This window comes from Kitasatospora sp. NPDC059146, from assembly GCF_042786665.1.
In the GTDB taxonomy this organism is placed as follows: domain Bacteria; phylum Actinomycetota; class Actinomycetes; order Streptomycetales; family Streptomycetaceae; genus Kitasatospora.
The window spans coordinates 13,113-25,539 of record NZ_JBHZCY010000080.1; the positions used below are offsets into that span (position 1 = coordinate 13,113).

Genomic DNA, 12,427 nt, shown 5'->3' on the forward strand with positions numbered 1-12,427 from the left:
ACCCCTGTGGACACCTCGACACCCCACGAACCCCCCTACGACCTGCTCGGCGTCGGCATCGGCCCGTTCAACCTCTCGCTCGCCGCCCTCGCCGAGCCGGTACCCGGGCTGCGCACGCTCTTCTGCGACCAGCGCCCCGAGTTCCGCTGGCACCACGGCATGCTGGTGGACGGCGCCCGGATGCAGGTGCCCTTCCTGGCCGACCTCGTCTCACTCGTCGACCCGACCAACCCGTGGTCCTTCCTCAACTACCTGCGCGCCCAGGACCGGCTGTTCCCGTTCTACTTCGCCGAACGCTTCCAGCTGCCCCGCCGCGAATACGACCACTACTGCCGCTGGGCCGCCGACCGGCTGCCCAACTGCCGCTTCGGCACCGAGGTCACCGCCCTGCACCGGGACGGCCCGCTGTTCCGGGCCGAGCTGACCGACACCGCGACCGGCCGGCGCACCGCCGTACGGGCCCGCAACCTCGCGCTCGGCGTCGGCACCCGGCCGGTGCTCCCCGAGGCCTTCGCCGCCCTGGCCGACCGCCCGCGGGCCTTCCACTCCGCCGAGTACCTGGACCGCCGGGCCGAGCTCGCGGACGCCCGCGACATCACCGTGGTCGGCAGCGGACAGTCCGGCGCCGAGGTCTTCCTCGACCTGCTCCGCCGCCACCAGGACGACGGCGTCCGGCTGCGCTGGCTCACCCGCACCCGGGCGCTCGCCCCCATGGAGTACTCCAAGCTCGGCCTGGAACACTTCACCCCCGACTACACCCGCTACTTCCACGGCCTGCCCGGCCCGGTCCGGGACGCCCTGGTCACCGCCCAGTGGCAGCTGCACAAGGCCGCCAGCGCGGAGACCCTCGCCGAGATCCACGACCACCTCTACGAGCGCACCATCGGCCGCCCGATCGACACCGCCCCGGTCGAGATCACCCCCGGCACCGCCGTCACCGCGGCCCGGCCCGGGCCCTGCGGCGGACTCGAACTGGACTGCCGGCACACCGACTCCGGCGCCGAACACGTGCTGCGCACCGACGCCGTGGTGCTCGCCACCGGCTACCGCGCCGCCCGCCCGGCCGCGCTCGAACCGCTCGCCCACCTGATCGACTGGGACGAGACCGGGCGCTACCGGGTCGACCTCGACCACCGGGTCGCCACCCGGCCCGAGCTCACCGGCGGCCTCTACGTCCAGAACGCCGAACTCCACACCCACGGGGTCGGCGCCCCCGACCTCGGCCTCGGCGCCCACCGGGCCGCCGTCATCCTCAACGCCGTCACCGGCCGGACCGTCCACCGGCTGCCCGACCGCACCGCCTGGACCGGCTTCGCGCCGCCCGGGGCGCCGGCCGCGGCCGGGCCCGTAGGCGCTCCGATCGAGCAGACCCCCGTCGTCCCCCACCCCCAGGAGCTGACCCGTGCCGCAACCGTCGGCCGCTGAACCGCCGCTCTACCTGCCCCCGCACCTCACCGCCGGGCACTGGCAGCGGGCCGGCCGCGCCCTGCTGGCCAAGATGCTCGGCGAGTTCGCCTACGAGGACCTGCTCAAGCCCGTCCCGGGCCCCCTCGACGGCGAGTACCTGCTGAAGCTCCCCGAGGCCGAGTACCGCTTCGCCGCCCGGCGCGGGGCCTACGACAGCTGGCAGGTCGACCCCGGGTCGATCCGCTGCTCCCGCCCGGACGGCCTGGACCCGCTGCGCTTCCTCCCGTACGCCCGGGACGCGCTCGGGATGCGCGGCGACACCACCGCCCACCTGGTCCGCGAGCTGTCCGCCACGCTGACCGCCGACGCCCGCCAGCTCGCCACCGCGCTCACCGCCGCCGAGCTCGCCGACCTCGACCACCCCGCCCTGGAGGGCCGGCAGAGCGGCCACCCGTGGATCGTCCCCAGCAAGGGCCGGATCGGCTTCTCCGGCACCGACGCCGCCCGCTGGGCCCCGGAGGCCCGCAGCCCCCGGCCGCTGCCCTGGATCGCCGTCCACCGCCGGCTCGCCGAGTACCGCGGCGTGCCCGGCCTGGAACGCCCCGAGCAGTTGTACGCCCGCGAACTGGACGACGAGGCCGCACTGCGCGCCCCGCTCGGCGCCGACGCCGACGACTACCTGCTGCTGCCCGTCCACCCCTGGCAGTGGGACGAGACGGTCCTGCCGCTGTTCGCGCCCTGGATCGCCTCCGGCGAGATCGTCCCGCTGGCCTCGGACGGCGACCCACGGCTGCCCCAGCAGTCCATCCGCTCCTTCTTCAACACCGCCCACCCCGAGCGCTGCACCGTCAAGCTGCCGCTGTCCATCCTCAACACCCTGGTCTGGCGCGGGCTGCCGGTCGAACGCACCCTCGCCGCGCCCGCCGTCACCGCCTGGCTGCACGGGCTGCGCGACGCCGACCCGTACCTGCGGGACGAGTGCCGGGTGATCCTGCTCGGCGAGATCGCCTCCGTCACCGTCGACCACCCGCTCTACCGGGAGATGCCCGACTCGCCGTACCAGTACAAGGAACTGCTCGGCGCGATCTGGCGCGAACCGCTCGGCCCCTTCCTGGCCGGCGACGAGCGCGCCCGCACCCTCGCCGCCCTGCTGCAGAGCGGCTCCGACGGGCGCGCCCTCGCCGTCGAACTGATCGCCCGCTCCGGCCTCACCCCCGCCGGGTGGACCGCCCGGCTGTTCGCCGCGCTGCTGCCGCCGCTGCTGCACTTCCTCTACCGCTACGGACTGGTCTTCTCCCCGCACGGCGAGAACGCCGTCGTGGTCTTCGACGACCGCGGCACCCCGACCCGGCTCGCGGTCAAGGACTTCGTCGACGACGTCAACCTCAGCGACCAGGACCTCCCCGAGCTGCGCGCGCTGCCCCCCGAGGTCGCCGACGTGCTGCTGCGGGAGAACCCCCAGGGGCTGTGCCAGTTCATCCACTCCGGGCTGTTCATCGGCGTCTTCCGCTACCTCGCCCCGCTGCTGGAGGCGCAGGCCGGCCTCGCCGAGACCGAGTTCTGGGCCCTGCTGCGCGCGGAGATCCACCGCTACCAGGCCCGCTTCCCCGAGCTGCGCGAGCGCTTCGACCTGTTCGACCTGTTCCGCCCCCGGATCGACCGGCTCTGCCTCAACCGCAACCGGCTGCTCATGGACGGCTACCAGGACCGCCCGCACCGCCCGCACGCCGTCCGGCACGGCACCGTGCCGAACGCCCTGGTCGGCGTGGAGGTGCGGCCGCCCGGCCCCCGCCCCGGACAACGGGATCGGATTGTCACCCCCGCCCCGTAGGGTGGAAGGGTCATGACGAACGACTCCGAATCCCACGACTCCGAATCCCAGCGGGCGACGGACCTCGGCGACGCGGCCGAGGAAGCCGTCGCCGTCCCGCGCTCGCGGATTCCCGAGCTCCTGCACGCCGCGGTCGAGGCCGTCGGCGGTGTGGAGCGCCCCGGCCAGATGCGGATGGCCGAGGCCGTCGCCGACGCCGTCGACCACTCCGAGCACCTGCTCGTCCAGGCCGGCACCGGCACCGGCAAGTCCCTCGCCTACCTGGTGCCGGCCCTCGCCCACGGCGACCGGGTGGTGGTCGCCACCGCCACCCTGGCCCTGCAACGCCAGCTGGTGGAACGGGACTTGCCGCGCACGGTCGAGGCGCTGCACCCGGTGCTGCGCCGCCGCCCGCTGTACGCGATGCTCAAGGGCCGCTCCAACTACCTGTGCCTGCACCGGGCCAACGAGGGCACCCCGAGCGAGGAGGGCGAGGGCCTGTTCGACCCGGTCGACGCGCTCGGCGGCCCCACCGGCAAGCTCGGCCAGGACGTGCTCCGGCTGCGCGACTGGGCCGACGAGACCGAGACCGGCGACCGGGACGACATGAGCCCCGGCGTCTCGGACAAGGCCTGGGCGCAGCTCTCCGTCACCTCCAAGGAGTGCCTGGGCGCGACCCGCTGCGCGTACGGGCAGGAGTGCTTCGCGGAGAAGGCCCGGGAGCGGGCCAAGCTCGCGGACGTCGTGGTCACCAACCACGCGATGCTCGCGATCGACGCGATCGAGGGCGCGCCGGTGCTGCCCGAGCACGGGCTGCTGATCGTCGACGAGGCGCACGAGCTGGTCAACCGGGTCACCGGCGCGGCCACCGCCGAGCTGACCGTCGGCGCCGTCAACCGGGCGGTCAAGCGGGCCGCCCGGCTGGCCAACGAGAAGGCCGTGGACGCGCTGCAGGCCGCCGCCGAGAACTACCACGGCCTGATGGAGACCGCCCAGCCCGGCCGGGTCGAGGAACTGCCCGAGTACCTGGCCTACGCCGTCACCGCGATCCGGGACGCCTCCCGGCAGGTGATCACCTCGCTCGGCGAGACCCGGGACAAGGGCCTCAGCGACGAGGACGCCGTCCGCAAGCAGGCGATGGCCTCGGCCGAGACCCTGCACGAGACGGCCGACCGGCTGCTGGAGGGCTCCGAGTACGACGTGGTCTGGATCGAGCGCAGCGACCGCTACGGGCTGGGCACCGCCTCGCTGCGGGTCGCGCCGCTGAGCGTGTCCGGGCTGCTGCGCGAGGGCCTGTACAAGGAGCGCTCGGTCGTCCTGACCTCGGCTACCCTCAAGCTCGGCGGGGACTTCAACGGCGTGGCCGGCTCGCTCGGCCTGCCCAAGGAGACCAGGCTGCCGGACCGGCGCACCCCCGGTGACAACCCGGAGGCCGGCTCCGGCTTCGGCGAGGACGCCGTCCCGCACTGGCGGGGCATCGACGTCGGCTCGCCGTTCAAGTACCCCAAGCAGGGCATCCTGTACGTGGCCAAGCACCTCGCGGACCCCGGGCGCGACCCCGAACGGCCCGACATGCTGGACGAGTTGGCCGAGCTGGTCGAAGCGGCCGGCGGGCGCACCCTGGGCCTGTTCTCCTCGATGCGCGGCGCCCAGGCCGCTGCCGAGGCGATGCGGGAGCGGCTCGACCACCGGATCCTGCTCCAGGGGGAGGACACCCTCGGCGAGTTGATCCGCGAGTTCGCCTCGGACGCCACCACCTGCCTGTTCGGCACCCTCTCGCTCTGGCAGGGCGTGGACGTGCCCGGCTCGGCCTGCCAGCTGGTCGTGATGGACCGGATCCCCTTCCCCCGGCCGGACGACCCGCTGATGAGCGCCCGCCAGAAGGACGTCGAACAGCACGGCGGGAACGGCTTCATGGCGGTCGCGGCGACCCACGCGGCGCTGCTGATGGCACAGGGCGCGGGCCGGCTGGTGCGCGCGGCGGAGGACCGGGGCGTGGTCGCGGTGCTCGACCCGCGGGTGGAGACCAAGCGGTACGGGGGCTTCTTCCGGTCCTCGATGCCGGAGTTCTGGTACACCACGGACCGCAACCAGGTGCGGCGCTCGCTGGCGGCGATCGACGCCTCGGCGGCGCCGGTGCGGCCGGTGGTGAAGCGGGGCTGAGCGGCCCCGGCGCGTGGCGCAGGACGGACGGAGGGGCTCCCCGCTGACGCGGTGGAGCCCCTTCCCGTCGTCGTGCCGACCGCTCGCGGTGGCGGCCGGGTGTCGCCGTCAGAGGCGGCGCAGGACCGCGACCACCTTGCCCAGGATGGTGGCGTTGTCGCCGTTGATCGGCTCGTAGGCCGGGTTGTGCGGCATCAGCCAGATCCGGCCGTCCTCGCGCTTGAGCCGCTTGACGGTGGCCTCGCCGTCGATCATGGCGGCCACGATGTCGCCGTTCTCGGCGACCGGCTGGCGGCGCACCGTGACCCAGTCGCCGTCGCAGATGGCCGCCTCGATCATCGAGTCGCCGCGCACGGTGAGGGCGAACAGCTCGCCCTCGCCGACCAGCTGGCGGGGCAGCGGGAAGACGTCCTCGACCGTCTGCTCGGCCAGGATCGGACCACCGGCCGCGATCCGGCCGACCAGCGGCACGTAGGAGGTGGAGGGCCGCCCGGCCGTCTCGGCGGTGTTGGGGCGGGCCACCTCGACGCCGCGGACCTCGTAGGCGCGCGGGCGGTGCGGGTCGCGGCGCAGGAAGCCCTTGCGCTCCAGGGCCATCAGCTGGTGGGCGACCGAGGAGGTGCTGGACAGGCCGACGGCCTGGCCGATCTCGCGCATGGACGGCGGGTAGCCGCGGCGCTGGACGGAGTCGCGGATGACCTCGATCACCCGGCGCTGGCGCTCGGTGAGCCCGGCCTCGTCGGTGCGGATGCCGGGGGGGCGGCCGGGCATCGAGCGGGCCGGGGAGGGATGGGTGTCGTCCATGGTGGGGGAGTGCTCGATCGGCTGGTCGGGGACGCGGCCCGTGGTGGAAACGGCCGGGCCGGAGAGGCGGTGGTCTTCGCTGCGGTCCATGCTGATGTCCACGCTCTGCTGATTCGTGGTGCGCTGCCCCACCTTGAACTGGGAGTGTTCCTGCACCGGGATGGTGTTGGTTTCGACGGTGTTCACGGCGGCCCCTCTCGACGGCTGTCCTCTCCCCTTTTCCAACCCAACGCGCCTCCTATCGAAAGGTTGCGCCAAACACACGTTCGAGTGAATTATTCGGGAGTTGACTGACTCGATCAAGGCTTTGTTGTACATCGAGTAAATGTTCGACCGGATGTCGACTCCGGAAGTCTAATCGGCGCCGACACGCCAGGGGTGTCACCTCCCCCCGAGACCTAGATGTAGTGGCTAGAGTCCTCTCCGTGCCCAGTACTAGTGGTCGCGCCGCATGATCAGCTTGCCGAAGGCGGGGGCGCATCGCATAGACTCAACCGGTCCGCACGTCCTGCCAGGGAGGGATCCCCAGGTGCACTGCCCCTTCTGCCGGCACTCCGACAGCCGCGTCGTCGACAGTCGGACCACCGAGGACGGCAGCTGCATTCGCCGTCGTCGACAGTGCCCGGACTGCGGTCGCCGTTTCACCACCGTGGAGACGGCCGCGCTGATGGTCATCAAGCGCAGTGGCGTCACCGAGCCGTTCTCCCGGCAGAAGGTCATCACCGGAGTCCGCAAGGCCTGCCAGGGCCGCCCGGTCACCGAGGACGCCCTCGCCCAGCTCGGCCAGCGGGTCGAGGAGTGCGTGCGGGCCAGCGGCAGCGCCGAGCTGACCACCCACGACGTCGGGCTGGCCATACTCGGCCCGCTGCGGGACCTCGACGTGGTCGCCTACCTGCGCTTCGCCAGCGTGTACCAGGCGTACGACGGACTCGAGGACTTCGAGGCCGCCATCGCGGAGATCCGCGCCGAGCGGCCCGCCCCCGAGGCGGACGGCACCTGCGTGCCCGTTCCCGCCGCCGCGCCCTAGGAGGCGCGCCGGGCCCCACGCGGGCCCGCCCAGGAGCCACCACCATGCGGCCCCCGTGGGCCGGTAGCACCACACCGGCCCCGCGTGGGCCCACGCGTGCCCGAAAACGGGGCACAGAACACTACAAACCGTGCGTAAGCGGACGGGGTCCCGTCTGCCCGCACACCGGAAGAACGAACCAGCGGTGCCCGGATTTTTCGGGGCACTTCGGGCGTTTGCCCAGGAGGAGGAGCGAGAAGTGACAGACACCACGAGCGGTTCCGCACGCGGGTCGAGGTCCGAGAAGGCCGTGACCAAGGGTGCCAAGGCCCCCAAGGGCGGTCTCCGGATCGAGCGCATCCACACCACCCCTGGCGTGCACCCGTACGACGAGGTCAGCTGGGAGCGGCGCGACGTCGTCATGACCAACTGGCGTGACGGCTCCATCAACTTCGAGCAGCGCGGCGTCGAGTTCCCCGACTTCTGGTCGGTCAACGCCGTCAACATCGTCACCTCCAAGTACTTCCGCGGCGCCGTCGGCACCCCCCAGCGCGAGTGGAGCCTCAAGCAGATCATCGACCGCGTGGTGCTCACCTACCGCGCGGCCGGCGAGAAGCACGGCTACTTCGCCACCAAGGACGACGCCGAGACCTTCGAGCACGAGCTGACCCACGCCCTCCTCCACCAGGTGTTCAGCTTCAACTCGCCGGTCTGGTTCAACGTCGGCACCAAGCAGCCCCAGCAGGTCAGCGCCTGCTTCATCCTGTCCGTCGACGACTCCATGGAGTCGATCCTCGACTGGTACAAGGAAGAGGGCATGATCTTCAAGGGCGGCTCCGGCGCCGGCCTCAACCTCTCCCGGATCCGCTCCTCCAAGGAGCTGCTCTCCTCCGGCGGCAACGCCTCCGGCCCGGTCTCCTTCATGCGCGGCGCCGACGCCTCCGCCGGCACCATCAAGTCCGGCGGCGCCACCCGGCGCGCGGCCAAGATGGTCGTGCTGGACGTCGACCACCCGGACGTCGAGGCCTTCATCGAGACCAAGGTGAAGGAGGAGGAGAAGATCCGCGCCCTGCGCGACGCGGGCTTCGACATGGACCTCGGCGGCGACGACATCACGTCCGTCCAGTACCAGAACGCCAACAACTCGGTCCGCGTCAACGACGAATTCATGACCGCCGTCGAGAACGGCACCGAATTCGGCCTGCGCGCCCGGATGACCGGCGAGGTCATCGAGACCGTCGACGCCAAGAAGCTGTTCCGCAAGATGGCCGAGGCCGCCTGGGCCTGCGCCGACCCCGGCATCCAGTACGACTCCACCATCAACCAGTGGCACACCTGCCCCGAGTCCGGACGCATCAACGCCTCCAACCCGTGCTCGGAGTACATGCACCTGGACAACTCCAGCTGCAACCTGGCCTCGCTGAACCTGATGAAGTTCCTGCGCGACGACGACTCGTTCGACGCGGAGCGGTTCGCCAAGGTCGTCGAGCTGGTCATCACCGCGATGGACATCTCCATCTGCTTCGCCGACTTCCCCACCGAGAAGATCGGCGAGACCACCCGCGCCTACCGCCAGCTCGGCATCGGCTACGCCAACCTCGGCGCCCTGCTGATGGCCACCGGCCACGCCTACGACAGCGACGGCGGCCGCGCCCTGGCCGGCGCCATCACCTCGCTGATGACCGGCACCGCCTACCGCCGCGGCGCCGAACTCGCCGGCGTCGTCGGCCCGTACGACGGCTACGCCCGCAACGCCACCGCCCACCAGCGGGTCATGAAGCAGCACGCCGACGCCTCCCTGGACGCCGTCTCCTTCGACGACCTGGACGCCCCGGTCTGGCTCCGGGCCAACAAGTCCTGGCAGGACGTGCTGCGCATCGGCGCGCAGAACGGCTTCCGCAACGCCCAGGCCTCGGTCCTCGCCCCGACCGGCACCATCGGCCTGATGATGGACTGCGACACCACCGGCGTCGAGCCCGACCTCGCCCTGGTCAAGTTCAAGAAGCTCGTCGGCGGCGGCTCGATGCAGATCGTCAACGGCACCGTCCCGCGCGCCCTCAAGCGCCTCGGCTACCAGGACGAGCAGATCGAGGCGGTCGTCGCCCACATCGCCGAGCACGGCAACGTGGTGGACGCGCCGGGCCTCAAGACCGAGCACTACGAGGTGTTCGACTGCGCGATGGGCGAGCGCTCCATCTCCCCGATGGGCCACGTGCGGATGATGTCGGCGATCCAGCCGTGGATCTCCGGCGCCATCTCCAAGACCGTGAACATGCCCGCCACGGCGACCGTCGAGGACGTCGAGGAGATCTACTTCGAGGCGTGGAAGATGGGCGTCAAGGCGCTCGCCATCTACCGCGAAAACTCGAAGGTCGGCCAGCCGCTCTCGGCCAAGAAGAAGGACTCCGAGACCGAGGCCAAGGCGGAGGAGGCCCCCGCCCCCGCGGCCGTGGTCGAGAAGGTCGTCGAGTACCGCCCCGTCCGCAAGCGCCTGCCCAAGGGCCGCCCGGGCATCACCACCTCCTTCACGGTCGGTGGCGCCGAGGGCTACATGACCGCCAACTCCTACCCGGACGACGGCCTCGGCGAGGTCTTCCTGAAGATGTCCAAGCAGGGTTCGACCCTCGCGGGCATGATGGACGCCTTCTCCATCGCCGTCTCGGTCGGCCTCCAGTACGGCGTGCCGCTGGAGACCTACGTCTCGAAGTTCACCAACATGCGCTTCGAGCCCGCCGGCCTGACCGACGACCCGGACGTGCGGATGGCCCAGTCGATCGTCGACTACATCTTCCGCCGCCTGGCGCTGGACTTCCTGCCGTTCGAGACCCGCTCGGCGCTGGGGATCCACTCCGTCGAGGAGCGCACCCGCCACCTGGAGACCGGCTCCTACGAGCCGCTGGAGGCCGAGGAGCTCGACACCGAGTCCCTCGCCCAGTCCGCCCCGGTCGCCGCGGCCAAGCCGGCCCCGGCCCCCGCCCCGGCCGTCGAGGCGCCCAAGGCGGCCCCGAAGCAGGCCCACAACTCCACGGAGCTGATGGAGATCCAGCTCGGCCTCAACGCCGACGCGCCGCTCTGCTTCTCCTGCGGCACCAAGATGCGCCGCGCCGGCAGCTGCTACCTCTGCGAGGGCTGCGGCTCCACCAGCGGCTGCAGCTGACCGCAGCGCTGACCCCGCGCGGGTGAGCAACCGCTGAGGCGGGGCGAGGACTTCACGTCCTCGCCCCGCCTCTTCTCGTTGTCCCGGGGCGCCGATGTCACGGATGGGGGTGGTGGTCGGTCGTAGGGGGTGTACGGGTGCGCGGGTGCTCGGCGTTCGGTGAGAGGAGTGGTGCGGTGACGGGGACGGTGCTGGTGACCGGGGCGACGGGGACGTTGGGGCGGGAGGTGGTGCGGCTGCTGGTGGCGCGCGGGGTGGCGGTGCGGGGGTTGAGCCGTCGGGCGCGGGCGGCGGGTGACGGGGTCGAGTGGGTGGTCGGGGACCTGGTGGGCGGGGCCGGGATCGCGGCGGCCGTGGGCGGGGTGGAGACGGTGCTGGACTGCGCGACCACGCAGGGGCGGAAGGACGTGGCGGGGGTCGGGCGGCTGGTGGCGCAGGCCCGGCGGGCCGGGGTGCGGCACCTGGTGTACGTGTCGATCGTGGGGATCGACCGGGTGCCGCTCGGGTACTACCGGGCGAAGCTCGACTGCGAGCGGGTGGTGCGGGAGTCGGGGCTGGGGTGGACGGTGCTGCGGGCGACGCAGTTCCACGACCTGCTGTTCAAGGCCTTCGACCTGAGCGCGCGGCTGCCGGTGTTCCCGGTGGTGAGCGGCGCCGGGGTGCAGCCGGTGGACGTCCGGGAGGTGGCGGAGCGGCTGGTGGAGCTGGTGGGGCGGGAGCCGGCCGGGTTCGCGCCGGAGGTGGGCGGGCCGCGGGTGCGGTCGTACCGGGAGCTGGCGGAGGCGTACCTGCGGGCGGCGGGTCGGCGGCGGCCGGTGCTGCCGCTGCGGGTGCCGGGGGCGGTGGGCCGGGCCCTGCGGGCGGGTGGGCTGACGACGCCGGAGCGGGCGGTGGGGCGGGGGACCTTCGAGGAGGCGTTGGCGCGGCGGTTCGGCTGAGCCGGGGCCCGCCGCTCGGCCGAACTGCCACGCAGTTGTCAACCAGGGTTGACATTCCCGAGGGTGTCAACCAGAGTTGACGTCATGAGCGAGAGCGGAGAGCTCGCGGCCGCCGCGAGCAGTCGTGACCCCGCCGTGGGGCTCCGGGCGGTCCGCGCCCTGCGTGATCTGGCGGACCGTCTGGAGGCCCTCCAGGTGGACAACGCCCGGTCGCAGGGCTGGTCCTGGCAGGACATCGCGGTCTGCCTCGGGGTGACCAGGCAGGCGGTCCACAAGAAGCACGCACGACGGGGGCCCGGCAAGGGCGAGGACGGAGGCTGAGCGATGTTCGAACGGTTCACCCAGGAGGCCCGGAGGGTCGTGGTCGTCGCCCAGGAGGAGGCGAGGCAGCTGCGGGACGACCGGGTCGGGACGGAGCACCTCCTGCTGGGGGTCCTGGAGTAGTCGCAGGATCCGGCGGCGTCCGTGCTGATCGGGGCCGGCCTGGACCAGGAGGCCGCGCGGCAGGCGGTGCGGCGCCTGCGGGGGAAGGGGGACCGGCAGGTCCTGGCCACGATCGGGGTCGACCTGGACGCGGTGCGGGAGGCGGTCGAGGCGGCCTTCGGGGAGGGGGCGCTGGACGCCCCGCCGGAGGAGGGGCGCAAGCGCTGGGGCCGGTTCCGCTCCGGTGGCTCGACGGCCGGGCACATCCGGTTCTCGACCCCGGCGAAGAAGGCGCTGGAGCTCTCCCTGCGGGAGTCGCTGCGCCTGGGGTCGAAGGAGATCGGGGTGGGCCACCTGCTGCTCGGGGTGCTCCGCGAGGGGGAGGGGCTCGGGGTGCTGGTGGTCGCCGACCACGGGCTGGACACGGCCGCCGTGCGGCAGGCGGTGGAGGCGGAACTGGCCTGAGCGGCGGTGCCGGGAAGGGGTGGAAGGTGTCGCCGTGCGGTGTACTCGGCGTGAATGAAGGAGATTGACCGTCAACTAGCGGGTTGAGGCCAATGTCTGAATCGATATGATCGGCCGAAAGCGTGAACCGATCAGCCGCCCGGAGGCGTTTCGCGACGCCACCGGGCGGTCTGGTATGCGCCCGACCAGCTGTCGGCGGCCGCAACCGTCGCCGACCCGCCGCCCGCGCCGCCGCCCGCCGACGTTGCCGAGGA

General features: G+C 72.4%; 10 protein-coding genes. 9 read left to right on the forward strand and 1 reads right to left on the reverse strand.

The features are described from left to right. Positions 1-6: 6 nt before the first annotated feature. Genes ACFXPX_RS28560 through ACFXPX_RS28570 form a run of 3 tightly spaced genes read left to right on the forward strand, consistent with a single transcriptional unit; the run spans position 7 to position 5,380 of the window. Entirely contained in the window at positions 7-1,425 is a 1,419-nt protein-coding gene (locus ACFXPX_RS28560) for a lysine N(6)-hydroxylase/L-ornithine N(5)-oxygenase family protein (protein WP_375889357.1), read from the forward strand. Further along, a complete protein-coding gene (locus tag ACFXPX_RS28565) occupies positions 1,403-3,238 on the forward strand; it encodes an IucA/IucC family protein (protein WP_380643979.1) in 1,836 nt (611 codons plus the stop codon). The genes ACFXPX_RS28560 and ACFXPX_RS28565 overlap by 23 nt, the downstream gene beginning before the upstream one ends. Before the next feature lie 12 nt (positions 3,239-3,250). Next, on the forward strand, positions 3,251-5,380 hold the full coding sequence (locus ACFXPX_RS28570) for an ATP-dependent DNA helicase (protein WP_375889353.1): 2,130 nt from the start codon (positions 3,251-3,253) through the stop codon (positions 5,378-5,380). Between the two features lie 108 nt (positions 5,381-5,488). Here the strand turns inward: ACFXPX_RS28570 and lexA are convergent, their stop codons facing one another. Beyond that, positions 5,489-6,184 carry a transcriptional repressor LexA gene (lexA, locus tag ACFXPX_RS28575; protein WP_350507843.1) on the reverse strand — a complete coding sequence of 232 codons (696 nt, stop codon included), beginning with the start codon at positions 6,182-6,184 and terminating at the stop codon, positions 5,489-5,491. Between the two features lie 529 nt (positions 6,185-6,713). On the opposite strand from lexA, the gene nrdR reads away from it, so the two are divergent. From nrdR to ACFXPX_RS28605, 6 genes are all read left to right on the forward strand, one after another. After that, the gene (gene nrdR / locus ACFXPX_RS28580; RefSeq protein ID WP_360237507.1) at positions 6,714-7,211 is read left to right on the forward strand and encodes a transcriptional regulator NrdR; all 498 of its coding nucleotides are present in this window, start codon (positions 6,714-6,716) and stop codon (positions 7,209-7,211) included. Positions 7,212-7,449: 238 nt separating this feature from the next. Next, on the forward strand, positions 7,450-10,347 hold the full coding sequence (locus ACFXPX_RS28585; protein WP_380643980.1) for a vitamin B12-dependent ribonucleotide reductase: 2,898 nt from the start codon (positions 7,450-7,452) through the stop codon (positions 10,345-10,347). Positions 10,348-10,523: 176 nt separating this feature from the next. Continuing rightward, a complete protein-coding gene (locus ACFXPX_RS28590; RefSeq protein ID WP_380643981.1) occupies positions 10,524-11,285 on the forward strand; it encodes an SDR family oxidoreductase in 762 nt (253 codons plus the stop codon). 84 nt (positions 11,286-11,369) lie between these two features. Next, positions 11,370-11,606, forward strand: coding sequence for an RNA polymerase subunit sigma-70 (locus tag ACFXPX_RS28595; protein WP_380526505.1), 237 nt, complete (start codon positions 11,370-11,372; stop codon positions 11,604-11,606). A gap of 3 nt (positions 11,607-11,609) precedes the next feature. Then, a complete protein-coding gene (locus tag ACFXPX_RS28600) occupies positions 11,610-11,729 on the forward strand; it encodes a Clp protease N-terminal domain-containing protein (protein ID WP_380643982.1) in 120 nt (39 codons plus the stop codon). A gap of 21 nt (positions 11,730-11,750) precedes the next feature. Then, positions 11,751-12,173, forward strand: coding sequence for a Clp protease N-terminal domain-containing protein (locus ACFXPX_RS28605; protein ID WP_380643983.1), 423 nt, complete (start codon positions 11,751-11,753; stop codon positions 12,171-12,173). Positions 12,174-12,427 lie beyond the last annotated feature (254 nt).

Excerpts from the sequence above, each read along its gene's own strand:
- ACFXPX_RS28570 (WP_375889353.1), top strand. The coding sequence starts at position 3,251 with ATGACGAACGACTCCGAATCCCACGACTCCGAATCCCAGCGGGCGACG.
- lexA (WP_350507843.1), bottom strand. The coding sequence starts at position 6,184 with ATGGACGACACCCATCCCTCCCCGGCCCGCTCGATGCCCGGCCGCCCC.
- ACFXPX_RS28595 (WP_380526505.1), top strand. The coding sequence starts at position 11,370 with ATGAGCGAGAGCGGAGAGCTCGCGGCCGCCGCGAGCAGTCGTGACCCC.
- ACFXPX_RS28600 (WP_380643982.1), top strand. The coding sequence starts at position 11,610 with ATGTTCGAACGGTTCACCCAGGAGGCCCGGAGGGTCGTGGTCGTCGCC.